The organism is Streptomyces erythrochromogenes (assembly GCF_040684695.1).
Taxonomy (GTDB): Bacteria; Actinomycetota; Actinomycetes; order Streptomycetales; family Streptomycetaceae; genus Streptomyces; species Streptomyces erythrochromogenes_C.
Genome location: NZ_JBFBGM010000001.1, coordinates 562,230 through 585,838, shown reverse-complemented (window position 1 = coordinate 585,838; position 23,609 = coordinate 562,230). Strand labels below are relative to the sequence as shown.

General features: G+C 74.2%; 15 protein-coding genes. 8 read left to right on the top strand and 7 right to left on the bottom strand.

Annotation, left to right across the window (positions count from 1 at the left end; genetic code table 11):
- The first annotated feature begins 24 nt into the window (after window positions 1-24).
- The 4 genes from AB0O53_RS02380 to AB0O53_RS02365 all read left to right on the top strand — a co-directional run bounded on the left by AB0O53_RS02380 (window position 25) and on the right by AB0O53_RS02365 (window position 3,370).
- Window positions 25-1,254, top strand: coding sequence for a cytochrome P450 (locus AB0O53_RS02380; protein ID WP_350989061.1), 1,230 nt, complete (start codon window positions 25-27; stop codon window positions 1,252-1,254).
- A gap of 199 nt (window positions 1,255-1,453) precedes the next feature.
- Window positions 1,454-2,008, top strand: a complete 555-nt coding sequence (locus AB0O53_RS02375; RefSeq protein WP_365192799.1) for a rhodanese-like domain-containing protein — start codon at window positions 1,454-1,456, stop codon at window positions 2,006-2,008.
- A gap of 100 nt (window positions 2,009-2,108) precedes the next feature.
- On the top strand, window positions 2,109-2,360 hold the full coding sequence (locus AB0O53_RS02370; protein ID WP_030843592.1) for an EF-hand domain-containing protein: 252 nt from the start codon (window positions 2,109-2,111) through the stop codon (window positions 2,358-2,360).
- 167 nt (window positions 2,361-2,527) lie between these two features.
- A complete protein-coding gene (locus AB0O53_RS02365; protein ID WP_350989057.1) occupies window positions 2,528-3,370 on the top strand; it encodes a class II glutamine amidotransferase in 843 nt (280 codons plus the stop codon).
- Here AB0O53_RS02365 and AB0O53_RS02360 read toward each other — a convergent pair.
- Together AB0O53_RS02360 and AB0O53_RS02355 are read right to left on the bottom strand one after the other, a co-directional pair.
- On the bottom strand, window positions 3,351-4,445 hold the full coding sequence (locus AB0O53_RS02360) for a mechanosensitive ion channel family protein (RefSeq protein ID WP_350989055.1): 1,095 nt from the start codon (window positions 4,443-4,445) through the stop codon (window positions 3,351-3,353). The genes AB0O53_RS02365 and AB0O53_RS02360 overlap by 20 nt on opposite strands.
- A gap of 90 nt (window positions 4,446-4,535) precedes the next feature.
- Entirely contained in the window at window positions 4,536-5,456 is a 921-nt protein-coding gene (locus tag AB0O53_RS02355) for a SigB/SigF/SigG family RNA polymerase sigma factor (RefSeq protein WP_403141618.1), read from the bottom strand.
- Between the two features lie 190 nt (window positions 5,457-5,646).
- Here AB0O53_RS02355 and AB0O53_RS02350 point away from each other — a divergent pair, with 190 nt between their 5' ends.
- Window positions 5,647-6,024, top strand: a complete 378-nt coding sequence (locus tag AB0O53_RS02350; protein ID WP_350989051.1) for a helix-turn-helix transcriptional regulator — start codon at window positions 5,647-5,649, stop codon at window positions 6,022-6,024.
- A gap of 7 nt (window positions 6,025-6,031) precedes the next feature.
- Here AB0O53_RS02350 and AB0O53_RS02345 read toward each other — a convergent pair whose 3' ends face one another.
- Window positions 6,032-6,463, bottom strand: a complete 432-nt coding sequence (locus AB0O53_RS02345) for an SsgA family sporulation/cell division regulator (protein WP_350989049.1) — start codon at window positions 6,461-6,463, stop codon at window positions 6,032-6,034.
- A 272-nt stretch (window positions 6,464-6,735) separates the two neighbouring features.
- Here AB0O53_RS02345 and AB0O53_RS02340 point away from each other — a divergent pair, with 272 nt between their 5' ends.
- Window positions 6,736-7,086: an SH3 domain-containing protein gene (locus AB0O53_RS02340; RefSeq protein ID WP_350989047.1), complete on the top strand. Its 351-nt coding sequence runs from the start codon at window positions 6,736-6,738 to the stop codon at window positions 7,084-7,086.
- Between the two features lie 18 nt (window positions 7,087-7,104).
- Here AB0O53_RS02340 and AB0O53_RS02335 read toward each other — a convergent pair whose 3' ends face one another.
- Window positions 7,105-8,682 carry an amidohydrolase gene (locus AB0O53_RS02335; RefSeq protein WP_365192795.1) on the bottom strand — a complete coding sequence of 526 codons (1,578 nt, stop codon included), beginning with the start codon at window positions 8,680-8,682 and terminating at the stop codon, window positions 7,105-7,107.
- Between the two features lie 61 nt (window positions 8,683-8,743).
- Complete coding sequence (locus AB0O53_RS02330; RefSeq protein WP_350989043.1) at window positions 8,744-8,956, bottom strand: MbtH family protein; 213 nt, start codon at window positions 8,954-8,956, stop codon at window positions 8,744-8,746.
- 94 nt (window positions 8,957-9,050) lie between these two features.
- Between AB0O53_RS02330 and AB0O53_RS02325 the strand changes: the two genes are divergently transcribed.
- On the top strand, window positions 9,051-10,145 hold the full coding sequence (locus AB0O53_RS02325; protein ID WP_365192793.1) for an alpha/beta fold hydrolase: 1,095 nt from the start codon (window positions 9,051-9,053) through the stop codon (window positions 10,143-10,145).
- 72 nt (window positions 10,146-10,217) lie between these two features.
- The gene (locus tag AB0O53_RS02320) at window positions 10,218-10,886 is read left to right on the top strand and encodes a GNAT family N-acetyltransferase (RefSeq protein ID WP_350989039.1); all 669 of its coding nucleotides are present in this window, start codon (window positions 10,218-10,220) and stop codon (window positions 10,884-10,886) included.
- Here the strand turns inward: AB0O53_RS02320 and AB0O53_RS02315 are convergent.
- The gene (locus tag AB0O53_RS02315; protein ID WP_365192791.1) at window positions 10,862-12,562 is read right to left on the bottom strand and encodes an ABC transporter ATP-binding protein; all 1,701 of its coding nucleotides are present in this window, start codon (window positions 12,560-12,562) and stop codon (window positions 10,862-10,864) included. The genes AB0O53_RS02320 and AB0O53_RS02315 overlap by 25 nt on opposite strands.
- Window positions 12,549-23,567 carry a non-ribosomal peptide synthetase gene (locus AB0O53_RS02310; RefSeq protein ID WP_365192789.1) on the bottom strand — a complete coding sequence of 3,673 codons (11,019 nt, stop codon included), beginning with the start codon at window positions 23,565-23,567 and terminating at the stop codon, window positions 12,549-12,551. Before AB0O53_RS02310 ends, AB0O53_RS02315 begins: the two co-directional genes overlap by 14 nt.
- Window positions 23,568-23,609 lie beyond the last annotated feature (42 nt).

Here is a 23,609-nt window from a genome sequence, read left to right as displayed (position 1 = left end):
CCGACCGTGATCCGGAGGTCCCCTGTGACGTGGCACGACGAGCAGGCACGGCGTGACGAGCTCTACCGCGACCCGTACCCGCTGTACGAGCGCGCCCGCCGGGCCGAGGGGCTGACGTACGTGCCCGAGTTCGACGCGTGGCTGGTCGCGCGCGACCGCGAGGTACGGGAGGTGCTGCTGCGCGCGGAGGACTTCTCCTCCGCGAACTCCCTGCTGCCGGACGTCCAGCTCTCGGAGGCGGCGCTCGGCGTGCTGCCGCGCGGGTTCGGGCCCCGGCCCACGGTCGTGTCCTCGGACGGCGCGGCCCACCGCCGGCACCGGGCGCCGCTCAACCGTGGCCTGTCGGCCGCGCGGGTGGCCGCGCTGGTCCCGTACGTGCGCGCGTCGGCCGCGGAGCTGGTGGACGGCTTCGCGGCGGACGGCTCCGCGGACCTGGTGGAGGCCTATGCGCAGCGGCTGCCGGGGATGGTGGTCGGGCGGCTGATCGGGCTGGATCCCGCCGACGTGCCCGCGGCCGTGCACGGCGGCTACCGGGCCGAGGAAATGCTGTTCCGGCCGCTGCCGCCGGAGGGCCAGGCGGCCGCCGCCGAGGACGTGGTCGCGCTCCAGCACCTGCTGGACGGGTACGTGCGCGACCGGCGCGCCCGCCCCCGGGACGACCTGTGCTCGGTGATGGTGGCCGCCCTCGCCCCCGGTGCGGGCGAGCTCACCCTGGAGCAGCGCCACGAGCTGGTGACGAGCCTGCAGAACCTGCTGATCGCCGGATTCCTCACCACCGGGGCCCTCATCGGCACCGCGCTGCTGCACCTGCTCGACGACGACCGGCGGCAGTGGCGGATGCTCTGCGCCGATCCCTCGCTGATCCCCGCGGCGGTGGAGGAGGCCGCCCGCCACGACACCGCCATCCAGGCCTTCCGGCGGACCACCACCCGCCCGGTGACGCTGGGCGGCACGAAGCTGCCCGCCGGGGCCGCCGTCCTGGTGGCGTACGGTGCGGCCAACCGCGACGAGGAGCGGTACGAGCGGGCCGGCGAGTTCGACATCACGCGCCCGGTGGACCGGCGCCACCTGGCCTTCGGGCACGGCCCGCACGGCTGCCCCGGATCCCGGCTGGCGCGCGAACAACTGCGTCTGACGCTCGAACTGCTGACGAGCCGGATGCCGGGGCTGCGGCCGGCTCCCGGCCGCCCGCGGCCGCGGATGCGGCCCACCCTGATCCACCGCTCGCCGGAGGCACTGCACGTGACCTGGTGAACGGGGGCCGGGCCGGGTCCGGGGCTCCGGTTGTTTCCGGAACATGGCAGTCGTGTGGCGGGACCGTCGGAATCCGGCCACGGCGCCCCGCGGGTGCCTAACATCCCCGGCATGGCTCCGGCGCGTGCCGTACCGCACCCCGTGCGGCGCGCCGCCGGGCCTCCCCTCCGCTCCCCCACCGCCAAGGACCAGGTCCGCCATGAGCGTTCCCCCCTCACTCGACGTCGAGCAGGCGCGTCCGCGGCTGCGCGAGCTGACCGTCGTCGACGTCCGCACACCGGGCGAGTTCGCCTCCGGCCACCTCCCGGACGCCCTCAACGTGCCCCTCGACCGGCTCCTGCGGAGCCTGCCGGAGCTGCGGTCGGCCGCCGGCCGCGGCCCGCTGCTGATCGTGTGCGCCTCGGGGGCCCGCTCGGCCGGCGCCGTCCGCAGCCTGGCGTCCCACGGCATCGGCGCGTCGAGCCTCACGGGCGGTACGGAGGCCTGGGCGGCCGGCGGCAACGCCCTGGACCACCCCGGCGGCGGCGCCCGGACGCGGGCCGTGTGGGCGATGGAGCGCCAGGTCCGCTGCGCGGCGGGCGCCCTCGTGCTGCTCGGGCTGCTCCTCGGGCTGCTCCTGCACCCCGGCTTCTCGCTGCTGTCCGCGGCGGTCGGGGGCGGACTGGTCTTCTCCGCGCTCACCGGCACCTGCGCGATGGCGGTCGTCCTGGGCCGGCTGCCGTTCAACCGGCGGGGCGCCGAGGCCCGGCCCTGACGTCCGGCACTGAGTGGGGCAACCTCCCGGGGTGCCGCTGCGTCCTTGCGTACAGGACCCGCCGGCCGAGACGGCGCGTGCACCGCGGAGAGGACATGTGATGAGTGAGAAGGCCCGTCGGTTGTTCGACGCCCTCGACCTCGACCAGGACGGCACCCTGACCCGGGCCGAGGTCATCGGCGCCCTGCGCTCCAAGGGCCCGACCCTCGCCGCGCAGGGGGCGATCCCCTTCTGGGGCGTGGGGGACACCGAGGAATCCTCCGCGCTCTTCGACGCGGCCGACCAGAACGGCGACCGGGTACTGACCTTCGAGGAGTTCGCGGCCGTCGTCGACCGCCGCTTCGGCTGGTAGCCGCCGCAGCGTCCGGCGGGCGGACGTCCGCCGGACGTCCCGCGTGCGGGCCCCGCCGGGCGGCGCGAGAATGACAGGGGCGGCGGGGCGCCCACGCGGGAGGTTGCGGCCCCGGCCGGCCCGCGGCTCGGCCGACCTGACGGGGCGGACGGATCAGGTGATCGCACATGTGCCGGTGGCTGGCGTATTCGGGAACCCCCGTGCTGCTCGACACCATCCTGTACAAGCCCGCCCACTCGCTGATCGACCAGAGCCTGCACTCGAAGCTGGGCGTGGAGACGACCAACGGCGACGGTTTCGGCATCGGCTGGTATCCGGACGGCGGCGGTGGGGACGGCACGCCCGCCCTCATGAAGGACGTCGGTCCCGCCTGGAACAACCGCAACCTGCGCGAGCTCGCGGACCACGTCACCTCCCCCGTCTTCTTCGCCCACATCCGGGCGTCGACGGGTACGGCGGTGCAGCAGACGAACTGTCACCCCTTCCGCCACGGCCGCTGGATGTGGATGCACAACGGTGCCATCTCCGGCTTCCACGCCATGCGGCGCGACCTCGCCCTCCTCGTCGACCCCGCCCTGTTCGGGGAGATCGAGGGCACGACGGACTCCGAGACCATGTTCTACCTGGCGCTCACCTACGGCCTGGAGGAGGACCCTCCGGCCGCCGTCGCCAAGATGGTGGGGGTGGTGGAGCGGGTCGGCCACGAGCACGGCGTGGAGTACCCGATGCAGATGACAGTGGCCGTCACCGACGGGACCAGCGTGTGGGCCTTCCGCTACTCCAGCCAGGGCGCCTCGCGGTCGCTGTTCTACAGCAGCCGGGTGGACACGCTGCGCAGGCTGCACCCCGACATCCGGTTCCTCCAGGAGGCGTCCGACGAGACCCGTCTGGTGGTGTCCGAGCCCCTGGGCGATCTGCCCGGTGCGTGGAACGAGGTGCCGGAGAGCAGTTACGGCGTGGTCAAGCCGGGTGCGGACGCCCTGTTCCCCTTCACCCCGCTGGCGGCCTGACGTCCGTACGGGCTTCCGTACGGGCTTCCGTGCGGGGCGACGGCACCGCGGCTGCGGTCGCGACGCGGGGCAGCGCGTACGGGTGCTTCTCGGCCAGCCAGCCGACCAGCTGTTCGCGCACCTCGCAGCGGGCGGTCCACAGCCGGTCCGGGTCCTTGGCCGTGACGATCGCCCGCACCACGATCGTGGTGGGGGTCGTGTCGGTGACGGACAGGTCCCAGCCGCGGCCGTCCCACGCCTCGCAGCCGTCCAGGATCTCCTTCAGCTTCTCGCGCATGAGGGCGACGGGGACGGTGTGGTCGCAGTGGAGGAAGACCGTGCCGGTCATCTGGATTCCGCCGCGGGACCAGTTCTCGAAGGGCCGCGAGGTGAAGTACGAGACGGGCATGGTGATGCGGCGCTCGTCCCAGGTGCGCACGGCGATCAGGGTGAGCGTCACCTCCTCGACCACGCCCCACTCCCCGTCGACGACGACGGTGTCACCGATGCGCACCATGTCGCCGAAGGCGATCTGGAAGCCGGCGAAGAGGTTGCCGAGGGTGGACTGGGCGGCCACGCCCGCGACGATGCCGATGATGCCGGCCGAGGCCAGGACGGACGTGCCGACCGCCCGGAAGGCGGGGAAGGTGAGCAGCATCGCGGCCGCCGCGACCACGGCGACGACGGCGGTGACGATCCTCCTGATGAGGGTCACCTGGGTGCGGACCCGGCGCACCCGTGAGGGATCGCGGGTGCCGAGCGCGTAGCGGGCGTACGAGGACTCGACCACGGCCGAGGCGACGCCGACGACGCACCACGCGCCCGCCCCGATCAGGAGGAGCGTCAGGGTCCGGCCCACGGCCGTCTCGTGGTCGCGCAGCGGCTGCCATTCGATCTGTCGGTACGCACCGCGCAGCACCGCCGTGAACAGCAGTACCTTCACGGACGGGCCGCAGCGCCGCAGCATGTTCCACAGGGGTGTCTCGGGATGGCGGGCGTCGGCCCGGCGCAGCAGCAGGTCGGTGAGGCGGCCCACGACGAGGGTGAGCACGACGGAGCCGCCCAGGACGGTCAGCAGTCGGAAAAGGCTGTTCATGACTCCCCGGTGTCCGGTCTCGGGAACGGATGGGGGCCGCCGGGCGCGACAGGACGCCCGGACCGGCTCCTGAGGTCCTCGGACCGCCGGTCAGTCGTGCAGCATCTCCTCGCGCAGGCTCTCCAGCGTGCGGGCGAGCACGCGGGAGACGTGCATCTGGGAGAGGCCGACCTCCTCGCCGATCTCCGCCTGGGTCATCTCCTCGCCGAAGCGGAGCTGGAGGATGCGCGTGCTGCGCTCGTCCAGGCCGGCCAGCAGCGGGGCGAGGGCCTGCCGGTCCTCGACGGCCTCCAGGGCGGGGTCGAGGTCGCCGACGGTGTCGGCCAGGGAGCGGGCGGGCTGTCCGCCCGCGGGGGTCCCGCCGCCGGACTCGGACTGCTGGGGTGCGTCGAGGGACTGCGTGGAGTAGCCGTTGGCGGCGACCAGGCCCTCGCGGACCTCGTCCTCGGTGAGCCCCAGGTGGGCGGCGAGCTCCGCGGGGGTGGGCGCGTGGTCCGTCTCGGAGGTCAGTTCCTCGGTGGCCCTCGCCAGGACCAGGCGCTGCTCCTGGAGCCGGCGCGGGACGCGCACGGCCCAGGTGGTGTCGCGGAAGTGGCGCTTGATCTCACCTGTGATGTAGGGCACGGCGAGCGTGGTGAACCGGGTGTTGCGGTCGGGGTCGTACCGGTCGATGGCCTTGATCAGGCCGATGATGCCGACCTGGACGATGTCCTCGTTCTCGGGGCCGCCGGGACGGTCGCGGAACGGCCGTGCGGCGAAGTTCACCAGTGAGATGTTCATCTCGATCAGCGTGCCGCGCACGTACTGGTACTCGCGGGTGCCCTCTTCCAGGCTCCGCAGGCGCTCGAAGAACACCCGGGTCAGCTCCCGGGCGTCGCCGGTCGACAGTTCCCGGGGGCAGGGCACCTCGGGCAGCCCGCCGAGGGCGGGTGCGGCCACGGCGCCGCCGTCGGGGGCGGCGGCCGTAGTGGGGGGCGTCGTCGAGGGCGTCGCCTCGGTCGCGGCCGTCATGGTCATCGTCTTCGCTCCTTGGGCACAGGTGCTTGCGGCGCGTTGCGCGATTGCTCGCTCGTTGCTCGGTCGGTGCGGAAGTCCCCTTCCGCTCCCCAGCACCCTGCCGGGAGCCCGGACACACGTCAAGTTATACCGGAAAAGGTTTTCTGGATTTGCTTTTCGCGAGTCGCCACTCAAGAATGTCGGCGTGGAGAACGAGCACACGGGTTCCCGCCGGAACCACTGGACCTTCCTGACCAACCACGCCCGGGTCCTGATCGCCATCGCGCGCGACCCGGGAGTCAGGCTGCGCGACATCGCGGCGGGCTGCGACCTCACCGAGCGCACCGTGCAGGCGATCGTCACGGACCTGGAGACGGACGGGTACCTCACACGCACCCGGGACGGCCGGCGCAACCGCTACGCGATCGCCCCCGGGGCGCGCTTCCGCCACCCGGCCGAGTCCGGCCTGGAGATCGCCGGCCTCCTGGCCTACCTCGCGGGGACACCGACGGCGACGGCGCCGCCCGGCCCCGGCTCCGCACCCGCCGTCCCCGACGGCGACGGAGCCCTGCCCCGGCTGTGATCCCCGGCTAGCGGTCCGCGAGCAGGCCTTCGAAGAACTCCCAGTCCAGGCGCTCCGCCTCGGCGCCGGCCGGAACCGCCGCCCAGGTCCGCTCCAGCCACGACGCGAGCCCCGCGCGGTCCAGTACGAAGAGGGCGTGGGGCGCCTCCGTCCCCAGCCGCAGGAGGACCTGCGCCGTGCGGCCGGGTCCGGCGGTCGGCCGGATCCGCACCTCTCCCGTCCCCGCCAGCGTGCGCAGCCCCCTGGCCAGCAGGTCACGGCCGATGACCCAGGTCACGTCGTCCTCTCCCGGCTGGTGGAAGGTGAGCTCGACGCCCAGGGGCGAGCGGGCGGACCAGTGGAAGGTGGCCCGGAGCGGGAAGCGCAGCCGGGTCCGCACCTGGTGGATCCCGGTCGTCCAGGTCAGGTCCTGCTCGGGACAGCGGGGCCGGTGGTCCATGATGACTCGTCTCTGCAGGTGGGCGGCGGGGCGGCGGCCGGGGCCCGGTGCGCACCGTCCGGCCGGAACGGCACCGGCGACACCGGGTGCCATGCAGCGCGTCTGCTCACTCGTCCGCGTCCGAAACAGCCGTGCGGGCCATTGGGGGGAACGGCGGACGTGTCGGCCCGCAAGCTCCGGGGTGCGCACGGATAGTCGTACCGGGCACCCCCGGCCGGCCGCGGTCCGCCGTGGCGCGCCCGTACCGAAGTCGTCGGAGAACGGGGCCGCAGATGAAGAAGTCCGTAGTGATGTGCGCGCTGGTGACGGGCCTGGCGCTCGGCCCGATGGGCGGCGCGGGGTGGGCGGCCCAGCAGCAGGGGTCCGCGCCGGCGCCCGCCGCGCCCCGGGCCGCGTACCCGGTCGGCGAGGTGGTCTCGGACGCCCCGCTCCACGTGCGCCAGAAGCCCACGGTGTACTCGGGCGTCGTCAAGACGCTCCGCCCGGGTCAGCGTGTGCTCCTCAACTGCCAGGCGCGCGGCGGGTGGGTGGACGGCAACCCCCTGTGGTACCGCCTCCAGGGCTCCAAGGGCTGGGTCTCGGCCCGCTTCGTCCACGACCACCAGCCGGTCCGCCCCTGCTGACGCTCGCGCCGTGCCCGCCTACACGGCGGGCTTGCCGGCCTCCCGGCCGTCGACGTACGTCGCCACGACCTCGATGTCGCCGATCGCGCTGACGTCGACGCGCCGCGGGTCGTCGCCCAGGACGACGAGGTCGGCGCGCTTGCCCGGCGTGAGGCTGCCCGCGCTGTCCTCCCAGCGGCAGGCGCGGGCTCCCGCCACCGTGTAGGCGTACAGGGCCTCGTCGACGGTGATGCCCTCGTCGGGGCCGATCAGCCGGCCCGACTCGGAGGCGCGCTCGACCATGAACTGGACGGCCCGCAGCGGGGAGCCGTCGGTCACCGGGCGGTCGGAGCTGCCGACGAGGGTGATGCCGTGGTCGAGGAACCCCCGGCCGCGGTACAGCCACGGGGCCCGCTCCTCGCCCGTGATCGCCGCGTAGTCGTCGCCGAAGTAGCGCAGGAAGTTCGGCTGGACCACCGCGGCGATCCCCAGCCGCGCGAAGCGCGGGAGCTGGTCGGGGCGGATCAGGCCGGCGTGCTCGATGCGGTGGCGGGCGTCGGGCCGGGGCCTGAGCCGCTGGGCCTCCTCCAGGGCGTCCAGGGCCACGTCGGCCGCGCGGTCACCGATGGCGTGCACGGCGAGCTGCCATCCGGCGAGGTGGCCGTCGACGATGGACCGGGTGAGGACCTCGGGGTCGTCCTGCAACTGCCCGGCATGGTCCATGCCTTCGTACGGGGCGCTGAGGGCGGCGGTCCGGGCCATCATCCCGCCGTCGGTGAAGATCTTCAGGGCGCCCACGGACAGCCAGTCGTCGCCGAATCCGGTGCGCAGGCCCAGGTCGAGGGCCCTGGGGATGCCGTCGGCCTCGTGCGCGGCGACCGGCCGCAGCCGGTCGGCGGAGACCATCAGCTGGACCCGCAGCGGCAGCAGGCCCTTGTCCCGGGCGAGTTGGTAGGCGCCCAGTTCGACCGGGGTGTGGCCGAAGAGGGCGCCGCCGATGCCGGCCTCGGCGCAGGCGGTGATGCCCTCGGCCACACAGGTGCGGGCGGCGCGCCCGATGGACTGCGCCAACTCCTCCTGGGAATAGGGCAGTCTGAGCGCACGGGCGGCGCCCATCGCGCCCTCGGCGAGGAAGCCGTTCTCGTGCGGGACGTCCGCGGCGAGCAGGTCCAGTACGGCGGTGTTGACCACGCAGCCGTGCCCGGAGTCGTGCAGCACGTACAGCTTGTGCCCCTGGCTGACCCGGTCGAGTTCGGCGGCGGTCAGGTGGCGGCCGAGCGCCCGCTGGTCGTAGCCGACGACGCTCACCCAGGACCCGGGCGCGTTCCTGGCCGCGACCGCCTCGGCCACGACCGCGAGGGCGTCCTCGATCCGCGTGCAGCCCGCCATGCTGGCGGTGTTCTGCTTGAATCCGGTCCAGGGCAGGTGCACGTGGGAGTCGATGAACCCGGGGAGCACCGTGGCGCCCTGGAGGTCGACCACCTCGCGCGCGGGCAGGGCGGCCACGGCCTCGTCCAGGCCGACGATCCGGCCCCGCCAGATGCCGAGCTCGTGGGCGACCGGATGGTCCGGGTCCATGGTGAGGAAGCGGGCGTTGGTCAGCCTGGTGCAGAGCATGGTGCGGGTCCCCGAGGTGGTGGCCGGCGGTGTCGCCGGCGCGTCGGACGGGCGGTGGAGGTCAGGCGTCCATCGAGCGGGCGAGGGAGCGGGGGCGCAGATCGGTCCAGTTCGCCTCGACGAAGTCCAGGCACGCCTCCCGGGTGTTCTCGCCGAGGGCGATCGTCCACCCGCCGGGCACGTCGACGAAGGACGGCCAGAGCGAGTGCTGGCCCTCGTCGTTGACCAGGACGAGGAAGCGGCCCTCGGTGTCGTCGAAGGGGTTGGTGCTCATGGTCGTTGCCTCCCCGGCACGTCGTGGTTAGGTTAGGCTCGCCTCATTGCAGCGAGCTTAATCTCTTCCCCTTGCCGCTCACAAGGAGGCCTGCATGCGCCTGACCGAGGACGCCTTCGCCGCGTACGGACTGCCCGGCGCGCCGGGTTCCGAAGCGTTCTGGGCGGCGGCGGGGACCCCCGCGTCGATCCCCGCCGAGGACGGCGGCTGGTCGACGCTCTTCCTGTGGCGCGGCTCCCCGGCGAGCATCGGCTTCGAGAGCTGGTCGGAGCCGGTGGAACTGGCCCGGTGGGGCGACACGGACTGCTGGTACGCGGAGGTCCGCATGCCCGCGCGGCTGCGGCTCACCTACTGGTTCCTCGCGGACGGCGCGGCGTTCGCCGACCCGTTCAACCCGCTCGGCGCGGGCGGGGACCGGTCCATCGCGGCGACCCCCGACGCGCCGGCCCAGCCGTACTGGCCCGTCCTCGGTGCCGGCGCCGACCCGGTGCTGCCCCTGCCGCGCACCCGGGTCCGCTGGACGAGCGAACGCCTCGGCGGGCGGCGCACCGTACGGGTCCACCCGGCGGGCGGCGGCGGCCCCGTGGTCCTGCTGCTCGACGGGGACGACTGGCTCCACCTGCACCCGGCCATGACGGCCTTCGACGCGGCCGTCGCGGCCGGGGAGATGCCGCCCGTCACCCTCGTCTTCCTGCCGACCCGGGACCGGGAGGCGGAGTTCGGATGCCGGCCCGGACTGTGGGAGGCGGTACGGGACGAACTGCTGCCCCTGGTGGCGGACACGGGCCTGCCCGCGGGGCCGGACCGCCTGGTGGTCGCCGGGCAGAGCCTCGGCGGGCTGAGCGCGATGTACGCGGCGCTGGAGTTCCCGGAGCTGGTGTCCCGGGTCGCCTGCCAGTCCCCGTCCTTCTGGTGGGCACCCGGCGCCGCCGACCTTCCGGACCCCCTGGCGGGCCCGCTCGGCGGCGCCGTCGCGGCGCGCCTGCGCGAGCGCGTGGACCTGTCGGGGCTGCGGGTCGCCTTCGACGTGGGGGAACACGAGAACCGGATGCTGCCCCACTGCGCGCTGGTCGAGACCCTGGCCGCCCAGGCCGGCGCGACCGTGCGCGTGTCGCGCTCCCCGTCGGCCCACGACCGCGCGTCATGGCGCCACGCCCTGCTCAGGGACGTGGCCTGGGCCCTGGGTTGAGCCGGCTCGACGCCAACTGCGCGGGTAATATCTGAAATTGGATTTCAGGCATTACTCGGAGGGGTGGTCCGGATGTGGGATCTCGCACGGTCGTGGGTCGAGGGGTGGGCCGTCTCGCGGAAGGTGGCCGAGCCCGTGGAGGAGCCGTGGGGGCTGAGCATCGAGGTCGGACTGCCCGGGCAGCCGGTCCGGCACGTCCTGCTCGACGCCGACGCGGCGACCGCCCGCGGGCTCGTCGGTGCGGTCACCCGGCCGGCCACCTGCGTCAAGGGCTTCCTGGCACCCGAGGTGATGGCGCCCTGGTTCCCGGACGGGTGGGAACCGCTCGATCCCGGTTTCCTCATGGCCACCGACCTGCGCCCGGGCAGTGTGCGGGCGCCCGACGGCTACACAGTCGCCACCGAGACCTCCGGCGGCGTCGTCAGCGTGCGCGTCCTGGCCGCCGGCGGGGAACCCGCCGCCCGCGGCCAGATCGGCCTGGCGGGCGGCTCCTGCGTCTTCGACCAGATCATCACCGAGGCGGCCCACCAGCGCCGCGGCCTCGGAACGCTGGTGATGGGCGCGCTCACCGACGCGGCCGTCGCCGGCGGTGCGGCCACCGGCACCCTGGGCGCGACCGTCCAGGGCCGGGCGCTCTACGAGACCCTCGGCTGGAAGGTCCTCGCACCCCTGACCGGCTACACCCTCGGTCCCGCCGCCGCGCGCCGACCCGCCCCCTACCGGGCCACTGCCAGGCAGTAGTTCCGGTCGGTGGCGAGCAGGTTGCGGTGGGTGTCCTCGGCCGTGATGACGCCGTCGTCGAGGACGAGGACCCGGTCGGCGGCGTCCAGGAGGGCCGGACTGCTCGTGATCACGAGGGTGGTCCGGCCCCGGCGCAGCCGGGCGATGTTGCGCGCGATCAGCTGTTCGGTGACGGCGTCGACGGCCGTCGTCGGGTCGTGCAGGACGAGGACGTCGCTGTCGGCGGCAAGGGCCCGGGCCAGGGACAGCCGTTGGCGCTGCCCGCCGGAGAGGTTCGCGCCGCGGTCGCGTACGGCGTAGTCGAGCCCCTCCCGGTGCAGGGCGACGACGTCGGTCAGCATGGACGCCTCGACGGCCTCGGGGACCGTCCGGCTGCGGCCCGACGGATCGATGTTCGTCCGGAGCGTGCCCGCGAAGATCTCCCCGTCGTACGGGTTCACCAGCAGGTGCTCCCGGACCGCCTCCACCGACAGCTCGGCGACCTCCTGTCCGCCGACCCGTACCGTGCCCTCGTACGCGTGGGGCGGCACCTTCACGGCCAGGACCGCGGCGAGGTCCGCGGCGGCGCGCGGCTGGTAGGCGGCGATCGCCGTGAACCCGCCCGCCGGAACCTGGAACTTCAGGCCGCGCAGGGCCCCGTGCCGGATGCCGTCGATCTCCAGGTCGCCGCCGGCGGCCGGGCGCCGCGGCCCCGGGACCGAGACCGGTGGCGCGGTCAGCACCAGCGCCATCCGCTCGGCCGAGGCCCGCGCCATCATCACGTACTTGGGCATGTCCGAGAACATCTTGAGCGGCTCCATGATGAACTGCGCCAGCCCCACCGCCATGACGAGCTCACCGATGGTGATGCGGCCGTCGAACGCCAGCCAGCCCGCCGTCAGGGTGACGGCGACGGCCAGGGCCGAGTTGAGGGCCATGGCGGTGCCCGCGTACGCGCCGTTCACCCCGGCCACGGTGACGGCCTGGTGCTTCGCCTCGGTGCTGACCTTCCGGTAGGACCCGAAGGCAGCGTGGTTGCCGCCGAAGCCGTGCAGCGGGCGCAGGCCGGTGATCAGGTCGGCGACCTTCGCACCCGCCCGCGCCACCCGGGCCTGCTGTTCCCGCGTACTGGAGCCGATCCGCCGGGACATCACCGACAGCACCGACAGGATCGCGACGGTGCCGACGATGACCAGCAGGCCGAGCCTGAGGTCCGCCAGGCCCAGCGCGACGGCGGCGACCAGGACCGCGACCAGCGAGCTGATCAGCAGGGGCACCACCTCGATGATGTCGGCCGTCTGGTCGGCGTCCTCGGTGGCGATGGTCAGCACCTCGCCGGACTTCAGGTCGACGTCCCGGGCCACGGGCTGCAGGCCGCAGTCGGCGACGCGCACCCGCCAGCGGTGCGCCTCGGTGGTGTTGGCCTTCTGCAGGATGCGCATGCCGAAGCGCCACGACAGCGACACCGTCGTGATGATCACGGCCAGTACGGCGATCGACAGGGCCAGGGCGCCGGGGCTGCGGTCGCGCATCGTGTGCTCGACGATCAGGCCGAGCGCGATGGGGAAGGCGGTCTCACCGGCCTGGTACAGGCCCATGAGGACGGTGCCCCCGGCCATGGCGCCGACGTTGCGGCGCAGGGCGGTGCGCAGGATGTCGGACCCCGAACGGGGCCGCTGGGTGTCAGGAGTTGTCATCGAGGTGGCGGGCAATCGCTTCCGGGGTGCGCAGGGTGAACAGATCGCGGATGGTGATGACCGGACCGTACTCCCGGCGGAGCAGCCCGATCAGCCGCACCGCCAGCATGGAGTGTCCGCCGAGGGAAACGAAATCGCTCACCGCGCTCACCTCGTCGTCGTCCAGGTCCAGTGCCTCGGCGAAGAACACGCAGACGGCGGTCTCCGTCGCGGTCTGCGGGCCGCGCTCCCCCGCCGTGGTCAGCGCGCCCAGCGGGCGGGCCTCGGGCAGCGCCTTGGTGTCGGCCTTGCCGTTCACCGTCAGCGGGATGCCGTCGACCCGGGCGTAGTGCGTCGGGCGCAGGAAGTCCGGGAGTACGGCGCCCACCTGCGCGGCCACCGTCGCCAGGTCGCCGCCGTCGTCGAGCACGAGATAGGCGGCCAGCCGGTGGGCGCCGTCGACCTGGGGGTCGGGCTGGGCGACCGCGGCGACGAAGCGGACCTGCGGGTGGGCCGCGAACGCGGCCTCCACCTCGCCCGGTTCGACGCGGTGTCCGCGGATCTTGACCTGCTGGTCGGTGCGGCCCAGGTACGCCAGGTTGCCGTCGGGCCGCCGGGCCACCAGGTCGCCGGTGCGGTACATGCGCTCGCCGGGCTCGCCGAACGGGCAGGCGACGAAGCGGTGGGCGGTCTGGGCGGCCTGGCCGAGGTAGCCGCGGGCGATGCCGATGCCCGCCACGTACAGCTCGCCGGGAACCCCGTCCGGCAGGGGGCGCAGCCACGGGTCCAGGACGTAGACGTCGGTGTTGTCGATGGCCACGCCCACCACCGGGTCCGCGCATTCGAAGGTGCCGACGCCGAGGGTGTTGATGGTGTACTCGGTGGGGCCGTACAGGTTGTAGCCGGCCGTGCCCTCCGTCTCGGCGAGCCGCTGCCACAGCGTGGGCGTGACGGCCTCGCCGCCCAGCAGGACCAGGGCGGGCCGCCGGTCCGGATCGTCGAGCAGCCCCTCGGCCACCAGTTGCTGGGCGTAGGTGGGGGTCACGTTGATGACGTCGATCCCGTGCCCGACGCAGTACTCGACCAGCCGGGGGGCGTCGCGGCGCAGTTCCTCGTCGCAGATGTGGACCTCGTGGCCGTCGGCGAGCCACAGCAGCTCCTCCCACGACATGTCGAAGGCGAAGGACACGGTGTGGGCAATCCGGAAGACCCGGTGGCCGTGGTCCGCGAGCACCGGCTCGAAGATCCGGCGCTGGTGGTTGACCAGCATGTTGGTCAGGCCCGCGTACTCGGTCACCACGCCCTTGGGCCGGCCGGTCGAGCCGGAGGTGTAGATCGTGTAGGCGGGGTGCCGCAGGCGGTGCGGGTCGTCGGGGGCGAAGGTCGTGAAGGGCGCGGCATCGGGCAGGGGCCGGTCGAGCTCGATCAGGTCGCCGGGCAGTCCGCCGAGCCGGGGTGACACGGCGGCGACGGTGAGGATCACCTGCGGGCGGGCGTCCGCGACGATCGCGGCGATCCGCTCGTCGGGGTGGTCCAGCTCCAGGGGTACGTACGCCGCGCCCGTGCGCAGTACGGCGAAGAGCGCCACGATCGAGTCGAGGGAGCGCGGGACGGCGAGGCCGACGGTGGTCTCGGGGCCGATGCCGCGCCCGGCGAGGACGCCGGCCACCGCGCGGCTGCGGTCCTGGAGTTCGGCGAAGGTCATGGTGCGCCCGTGGGCGACGAGGGCGGTCCGCCCGGGGTCGCGGTCCGCCGCCCGGTCGAAGGCGTCGACGACGGTGTCCGTGCCGATCTCGGTGCGCTCGGCGGGACGGGGCAGCGGCGCGAGGCCCCGCAGGGCGCCCACCGGTCCCGTGGCCCGGGCGAGGTCGTCGAGCAGGCGCAGGTAGTCGTCCAGCAGGCGCCGGGCCGCCGGGGTGTCGTGGTCGCGGTACTCCAGTTTGACCGTGAGCCGGTCACCGGGGGTGACCACCCAGGTGTACGGGTAGTGCGTGGAGTCGTCGGCCCGTACGGAGGTGATGCCGTGGCGGGCGTTCATGGCGGCGAAGGCGTCCAGGTCCAGGAAGTTCTGCAGCACGAACAGGTTGTCGAAGAGGGTGTCGTGTCCGCCGGCCCGCTGGATCTCGCCGAGCCCGATGTGCTCGTGCTCCATCGCCTCGACCCGGGCGGCCTGCACGGCCGACAGGTACTCCCGTACGCTGTCGCCCGGCCGGGCCCGCGTCCACAGGGGCACGGTGTTGAGCAGGACGCCGACGATCCCGGAGCGTCCTTCGCCCTCGCGGCCGGAGACGGTGACGCCGAACACGGCGTCGCCGCGGCCCGTCCGGGCCCCCAGCAGGAGGCCGAAGGCGCCGGTCAGGACGGAGTTCAGGGTGACGCCGTGGGTGCGGGCGGCGTCCCGCAGCAGCTGCGACCGGTCGGCGGTGAGGGTGTGCACCAGGGTGCGGGGCAGGCCGTCGGCGAGGGCCGGGGCCGGTCCGGCGAGCAGGGTCGGGCCGGGCAGGCCGGTCAGGTGCCGGGCCCAGAACCGTTCCGCCGTGGCCGGGTCCTTGGCGGCGAGGGCCCGGGCGTGGTCCTCGAAGCTCGGGGTGGCCGGGGCGGGCGCGGTCAGGGACCCGGCGACGGCGGCCTCGTAGGCGTCGAAGAGGTCGCGGAGCACGATCTCCCGGGACCAGCCGTCCCACAGCAGCAGGTGGTAGCTGAGCAGCAGGCCGTCGCGGCCGTCGGGCCGGCGCACGACGGTCAGCCGGATCAGCGGCGGGCGGCCGGTGTCGAAGCCGGTGTCGCGGTCGCGGGCCAGCAGGTCGTCGACCTCCGCGTCCGTCGTGAGGTCGAGCGTGCGCACGGGGACGCGGCGGACGGCCGCGAGGACCTGCACGGCGTTGCCGTCGTCGTCGGTGGCGAAGCCGGCGCCCACCGCCGGGTGGCGTGCGATCACCCAGGCCATCGCCTCGGCCAGGGCCTCGGTGTCCAGGCGCCGGTCGAAGGTGAACCAGCTCTGGGCGACGTAGTGTCCGGCCGGCCCGGCCAGCTGGGCCTGGAAGAACAGGCCGCGCTGGAGCGGGGTGACCGGTGCGGTGCGCTCGGCGGTCGCGCAGGCGCCGGCGATGTGCTCCAGGGCGGCGCGCCAGTGCCCGGTGATCTCGTCGGGGACGCCCTCGGCGAGGGTGAAGACGGCGTGCAGGCTTCCGGTGGCCGCGTCGGTCCAGGCGTTGACCTCCACGGCGTACGGGCTGCCGGTCCGGTCGCCGCCGGTGATGTGCAGGGCCTGCGACTCGTCGCCCCGGCCCAGGTAGTTGAACAGCACCTGCGGGCGGGCGGTGAGCAGGGGGGCCGTCTGCGGGTTGAGGTACCGCAGCCCGCCGTACGCGACGTGCGCGCGCTCGTCCGGCAGGCGTTCGAGGACCTCGCGGGCCGCGGCGACGGGGTCGGTGTGCGCGGTGAGGCGCACCGGGGCGATCGCCGTGAACCAGCCGACCGTACGGGTGTAGTCGTGGTGTGCGGCGGCCGGGAACCGGCCGTGCCGCTCCAGCTCGATCGCCAGATCGGTCGGCGCGGACTGGATATGCGTGAGCGCGGTGCGCAGTGCGCCGCACAGCAGTTCGGTCAGGCCGACGCCGAGTGCGGCGGGCGCGGTGCGGGTCACCAGGTCGCTGGCCTCGGGCGCGAGGACGACCGTGGTCTCGCGCGGCCGCTCGGCCACGGGCAGCAGCGGGGGCGCCTGGAGGGTGGTGATCCAGTGCCCGAGGCCGTCGGTCTCGTGGGCCGCCCGGTCGGCCAGTGCCTGCGCGTACGCGGCGTAGGAGGTGGTGGGCGGCGCGAGCGGGTCCCCGCGCAGGGCGGTGGCGATGTCGTCCAGCAGGACCAGCCAGGAGACGGCGTCGACGGCGAGGTGGTGCACGGCGACCACGAGGGTACGGGTCGCGTCCAGCCAGGTGAACGCGATGACCTCCCCGTTCTCGGGGTCGAGCCGTCCGGCGGCTTCCTCGGCGGCGGCGCCCGCGTCGGACGCGTCGCTGCGGACGACGGTGACCGCGCGGGCGGGTTCGGTGCGCAGGGCCCACACGCCGTGCTCGACGCGCAGGCGCAGCCGCAGGGCCGGGTGGGCGGCGACGACGGCGTTCGCGGCGCGCTCGGCGGCGGCGAATCCGGTGCCCTCGGCCGCGGTCACCGCCCGGGCCTGGGCGAACCGGGCGAGGGATCCGCCGAGTTCGCGCTGGCGCAGGATGATCGGGGTGGGGGTCAGCGGACCGTCCTCGTGGGCGGCGGGTGCGGGCGCCGCGGTCCGCGTGGTGCTTGTCGTCAGGTGCGCGGCGAGGGCGCGCGGGGTCCTGAGCAGGAACACCTCCCGTGGCGTGATCGCGAGGCCGAGGGCCCGGGCCCGGTTGACGACGGTGATGGCGAGGATGCTGTCGCCGCCGGCCCGGAAGAAGTCGCAGTCGGCGTCCACGGCGGTGCCGGGCAGCGCGTCGGTGAAGATGCCGACGAGCGCCGTGAGGACGGTGTCGGGCGCCTCGGGCGCGCCGCGCTCCGCGCCCGCCGCACCGGCCCGTGCGCCCTGCTCGGCGCGTTCGGCCCGCTCGGCCTGTTCGGCGCGCTCGGCCAGGGCCTTGCGGTCCAGTTTGCCGTTGACCGTCAGCGGAAGGGCGTCGGCCGTCAGCACCCGGGCGGGCACCATGTGCGCGGGCAGTTTCGACGCCAGGGGCCCGGCGAGGTCGGCCGGCGGCCGGCCCACGACGTGCGCGACGAGGTGGTCGCCGCTGCCGGCGACGGTGACGGCCACGTCGACGACCCCGTCGAGCTCCCGGATCGCGGCCTCCACCTCGGCCGGCTCGATGCGGAAGCCCTTGAGCTGGACCTGGTCGTCGGCCCGGCCGGTGAACTCCAGCTCGCCGTCGAGGTTGCGGCGGGCGAGGTCGCCCGTGTGGTACATGCGGGATCCGTCGCCCGCGAACGGGTCCGCGACGAACCGGCCCGCGGTGAGGGACGGCCGGCCGAGGTAGCCGAGCGAGACCTGGTCGCCCGCGACGTAGATGGCGCCCACGCGGCCCGGCGGCACGGGCCGGAGCCGGTCGTCGAGCAGATAGGTGGCGAGGCCCCGGATCGGGCCGCCGATCGGGCTGGCGATCGGCCCGGCGATCGGGCCGGCATCGCCGCCGGGGCGGAAGTCCTCGTCGGTCAGGACCCGGTGGGTGACGTGCACGGTGGTCTCGGTGATGCCGTACATGTTGACGAGTTCGGGCGAGGCGGTGCCGTGCCGTTCGACCCAGCCGCGCAGCCGCCCGAGGTCCAGTGCCTCGCCCCCGAAGACGACCCGGCGCAGGGCGGGCAGCGGCTCGCCGGCGTGCCGGTCGGCCTCGATGAACTGGTAGAAGGCGGAGGGGGTCTGGTTGAGGACGGTGACCGCGCGTTCACGCACCAGCCGGTGGAAGTCGACCGGCGAGCGGGTCAGCGCGTAGTCCGGCACCAGCAGTTCGCCGCCGTGCGCCAGGGCGCCCCACAGCTCCCAGACCGCGAAGTCGAAGGAGTACGAGTGGAACTGCACCCACACGTCCTGCGGGCCGAAGTCCATGTCGGGGCGGGTGTTGGCGAGCAGGCTCACCACGCTGGAGTGCGGGACGACGACGCCCTTGGGCCGGCCGGTGGAGCCGGAGGTGTAGATGACGTACGCGGGGTCGTGCGGGGCGGGAGCCGGCGCGGGGCCGGGATCCCCGCCGCTCTCCGGGAGCCGCTCCCCCTGTACGAGCACGCGGGCGGGCACCCCGGCCCGGGCCAGCAGCCGCGTGAAGCGGTCCCGCTGCTCGGGGGCGACGAGGACGGCCTGCGGAGCGGCGTCGGCGAGGACGTACTCCAGCCGGCCGTCCGGGTAGGCCAGGTCCAGCGGTACGTAGGCGCCGCCCGCGGAGACGACGGCGACCAGGGCGACGACCTGCTCCAGGGAGCGCGGGACGGCGACGGCGACGCGCTCTCCCGGTCCGACGCCGGCGGCGCGCAGGGTGGCGGCCAGTTCGTCGCGCGCCGCGGACAGTTCGCCGTAGGTGAGCGTGCGGATGGCGCCGTCGAGGGCGCACTGGGTGACGGCGGCGGCCTGCGGGTCCCGGCGGGCGGCGGCGTCGAAGAGGGCGCCGAGGGTGGCCGGGGCGGTGGAGGCGGTGGAGGCGGCCGGTGCGGTCCGGGCCGGACGCCGGGCCTCGTCCGGCAGCAGGTCGTCGACCGGGGCGTCCGGCCGGGTGAGGAGGCCGGTGAGGGTGTGGGTGAAGGCGGACAGGATCGCGCGGGCGCTCTCCTCCCGCAGGAGCGCGCCGTCGTGGATCAGGTTGAAGCGCGGCCGGCCGTCGGACGTGCGTTCCACCACGAGGGTCAGCGGGTAGTGCGGGGCGCCCTCGTTCACGATGCCCGTGATGGACAGCGAGTGGCCGGGTTCCCGCAGGGCGGCGGTGTCGGTCGCGACGTCGAAGACCACCAGGGTGTCGAACAGCGGTCCGGCTCCGGCGTGGCGGCTGATGCGCGCCAGCGAGACGTGCTGGTGCGGCAGGACGGCGCTCTGGTGCTCGCGTACCGAGGCGAGCAGGTCGCGGGCGGTGGTGCCGGCGGTCCACCGGGCGCGGACGGGGACGGTGTTGATGAAGAGGCCGACCATGTCCTCGATGCCGGGCACGTCGGCGTCGCGGCCGGACACCGTGGAGCCGAAGACGACGTCCCGGTCGTGCAGGAGGCCGCCGAGGGTCACCGCCCAGGCGCTGTGCACGGCGACGCTCAGGGGCACTCCCGCCGAGCGGGCCGCCTCGTCGAGGTCTGCGTCCGGTTCCACGACCGTGTCGGCGAACCGGTCGGACGGCGTGTGTCCTTCGGCGACCAGCGAGGGGCCGGGCAGGCCCGCGAGCTGTTCGCGCCACACCCGGTCGCTCGCCTCCTCGTCGTGCGCGGCGAGCCGGCGCACGTAGTCGGCGAAGCCGCCGACCGGGTACACGGTGCCCGGCGCGTGGTATTCGGCGAGCAGCGCCCGGAGCATCGGCGGCACCGACCAGCCGTCGGCGATGATGTGGTGGACGGTCTGGACCAGGACGGTCCGGCCGGCTCCCGCGCGGATGAGCGTGTACCGCATGAGGGGGCCGGTGGCCAGGTCGAATCCGGCGCGGCGGTCCCGTTCGGCGTGGTCGCGGATCTCCTCCTCGGTGATGCCCGGCCGGTCCAGGACGGTGAAGGGGGCCCGTACGCCGCTCTCCAGTACGCAGACCACGCGGCCGTCGGCGAGGGGGACGAAGCGGGCGGCGAGGTTGGGGAAGAGGGCGAGCAGGCGGGTGGCGGCGGCTGCGAGCCGGTCGGCGTCCACCTCCCCCTCCAGGGTGAGCAGTTGCTGCTCGACGTAGTGGCCCGCGGAGTCGTCGTCGAAGACGGAGTGGAAGTACAGGCCCTCCTGGAGCGGGGTCATCGGCAGGACGTCGCGCAGGGCCGGGCCGTCGAGTTCGTCGACGTCGGCCTGGGTGAGGGCGACGAGGTCGAAGTCGCTGGGTGAGTGGCCGCCCGTGTCGAGTGCGGCGATCGCGGCCAGGGTCCGGCGGAAGTACCCGCCGATGGTCGCGATGTCCTCGTCGGTGAACAGCCCGTCGGGCCAGGAGAGGGTGGTGACCAGCTCGAAGGCGCCGGTCGCGTCGGGTTCGGCGATGGCGTTGAACTCCAGGGCGCGCGGCAGGCGCATGCCCGGGTCGCGCTTCTCCCCCAACTGACCCGTGGTGGTGCTGAGTTCCCAGTCGCCGGCCGATCCCGCATCGAAACGGCCGAGGTAGTTGAAGAGCACCTGGGGTGCGGGCGCGTCGAACCGGGCACCGGCCAGGTGGCGCAGGACACCGTAGGAGAGGCCGCCGCGCGGCACGCGGGCGAGGTCTTCCTTGACGGCCTTGAGGGCGGCGGCCAGGTGGGCGGGGTCGCCGGGGTCCGCGGCGGCCGGGCCGGGGTCCACAGTCACCGGGAAGAGGGTGGTGAACCAGCCGACGGTCCGGGAGAGTTCCGGTTCGAAGCCGGCGCCGTCCGCCACGAAGCGGGCTTCGCGTCCGTGCCCCTCCAGTTCGATGTGGGCGAAGGTCTGGTCCTGGCCCAGGTCGCGGCGCCACCGGGCGAGCGTGACGGCCAGCGCGGTCAGCAGGACGTCGTTGGCGCCCGCGTGGAAGGCCGCGGGAACGTCCCCGAGGAGGGCGGCGGTGATGTCGGGGCCGACGGTGACGGTCGTCGTCCGCTCCCGTGCGACGGTGTCGGCCGCGTCCAGCGGGCGCCGGCCCAGGGGTGCGTCCGTCCCGGGCAGGGCGCGCCGGAAGTGGGCGAGGTCGTCGTCGAAGGCCGCGCCTTCCAGCAGCTGGGTCCAGCGGCGGAAGGAGGTTCCCACCGCGGGGAGCCGGACCGGTTCACCTTCGGCGTACTGCCGCCACGCGGTGGCGAGGTCCTCCATCAGGATCCGCCAGGACACTCCGTCGACCACCACGTGGTGGGCGACGAGGACGAGCTGGCGGGCGTCGCGCCGCCACACGGCGCGCAGCATGACGCCGCCCGCCGGGTCCAGCGCCCGCGTGGCCAGGGTGACGCACTCGTCGAGCGGCCGGTCGCTCTCCTGCCACCCGGCGGCGGTGCGGTCCCCGGGGGCCGGGACGTCGAAGCCCCAGCGGCCGTCGCGGACGAGCCGGGCGCGCAGCATGTCGTGGCGGTCGACGACGGCGGAGAGGACCGTGTCGAGGGCGACGGCGGTCAGGTCCGCCGGGGTGTTCAGCACGACGGACTGCACGAAGCCGTCGACCGCGTCGGTGGTCTCGCCGAGCCAGCGCACGACGGGCGAGCCCGTGACGGGTCCGGTCGCGATGTCGTCGTGGTCCTCGGCGGCGGTGTCCAGGGGGCTCGCCACCGCGGCCAGCGCGCCGATCACGCTGTGGGTGAAGATCTGCCGGGGGGTGACGTGCAGGCCCGCCTTGCGCAGCGCGCCGAGCAGGGAGATGGCGAGCAGGCTGTCGCCGCCGAGCCGGAAGAAGTCCTGGTCGACGCCGACCCGGTCCAGGCGCAGGAGCGTCGCGACCGCCGCGCACACCAGGCGCTCGTTGTCGGTGGCGGGCAGGGCGAGCGGGCCGGTGGCGGACTCGGGCTCGGGCAGCGCGCCGCGGTCGAGCTTGCCGTTGGCGGTGAGGGGGAACTCCTCCATGACCACGATGCGGGCGGGCACCATGTAGTCCACCATGTGCGCGGCGGCCCAGTCCCGGACCTCCTCGGCGTGCAGGCCGGCGGCTCCGGCGGCCGGGATCACGTAGCCCACCAGGTAGGTGCCGCCGGCCGTGTTCTTCTTCGCGACGACGCAGGTGTGCCGGACGTGCGGGTGTTCCGCGAGGCCCGCCTCGACGTCCTCGATCTCCAGCCGCATGCCGCGGATCTTGATCTGGTTGTCGGCCCGGCCGAGGAAGTCCAGCGATCCGTCGGGCGCGTACCGGGCCAGGTCGCCGGTCCGGTACAGCCGCGAGCCGTCCGTGGCGAAGGGGTTGGCGACGAAGCGGGAGGCCGTCAGGCCGGGGGCGCCGGCGTAGCCCCGTCCCAGGAGGAAGCCGCCCACGTACAGTTCGCCGCCGACACCGACGGGGACCGGGCGCAGCTCGTCGTCGAGGACGTAGAGCTGGGTGTTGGGGTTGGCCCGGCCGATGGAGGTGGACAACCGTTCCGCGGCGCCCCGGTAGACGACGTGGGAGACGCCGATCGTCGTCTCGGCCGGGCCGTAGCCGTGGTACATGGGTATGTCGAGCCGGGTGCGGAACCGCTCGTACAGTTCGGGGGTCAGGACTTCGCCGCCGCACCACACGTGCCGCAGGCTGTCCAGCCGGCCGGTGTCGCCCGCGATCTCCAGCAGCACGTCCAGCATGGACGACACCAGGTACGTGAAGGTGACGCGCTGCTCGGCGATCACGCCGAGCAGGTGGTGCGGGTCGCGTTCGCCGCCGGGCCGCAGGACCACGAGCCTGCCGCCGGACACCAGCGGCAGGAAGATCTCGTTGATGGAGATGTCGAAGGACAGCGGCGCCTTGAAGAGGGAGGCGTCGTCGTGTCCGAAGCCCAGGACCTCCTCGACCTGCCACAGCAGGCGCTCGCTGATCGCCTCGTGGCGGATCATCGCGCCCTTGGGCCGGCCGGTGGAACCGGAGGTGAAGATCACGTAGGCGAGGGCGTCGCCGGGGGTGGCGATGCCGGTGTCGTCGCCGGGGTGGGATCCGTGGCGCCAGTCGCCGAGGTCGACGGCCACGGCGGCGGGTTCGCCCGGAGCGTGTTCGCCCGAGGTGTTGAGCTGGAGCACGACGCCGGCGTCCTCGATGACGACGGCCCTGCGCGCGGCGGGCCACTGCGGGTCGAGCGGTACGAAGGCGGCGCCGGCCCGGAGCACGCCGAGGAGGCCGACGACCATGTCGGCGGAGCGGTCGAGCGAGATGCCGACGACCTGTTCGGCGGTGGTGCCGCGCGCGAGGAGGTGGTGGGCCAGCTGGCCGGAGAGCTCCGCGACCTGGCCGTACGTCAGCGAGCGGTGCCCGTCGACGACGGCGACGGCGTCGGGGCGGGTGCGGGCCTGCTCGCGGAACATCTCCACGACGGTCGGGCGGACCCGGTCTGCGCGATTGTCGTTCCACTCGGCCAGGGTCTCGATGCGCGCAGCGACGCTGGAGGGGGCGATGGTGCCGAGCGGCCGGTCGGGGAAGTCGGCCAGGTCGTCGAGCGCGAGCTGCGCCTCGGCCTGCGGGACGCCCTCCGGGAGGGTGATGCTGCGGGCGTCCGCGCCGGTCTCCCGGCCGGCCGCGCCGGCGCCGCCGTTGTCGACCCAGCCGAGGACGTCGGCGAAGAGGGTGGCGGGGGTGAGTTCCATGCCGTCGGGGCTGCGGCCCGTCGCCCAGTACGACAGCCCGATCGAGCACGCCGAGGCGATGGTCCGGTCGCTGTAGTCGCCCGTTCGCCGGCGCACCCCGGCCAGGCGCGTGGGAGAAAGCCGCACGAGACGAGCGGTCGGTTCCGTCATCGAAGACTCAACGCCCCTTCAGTGTCTGCGGGCCGCCCCGTC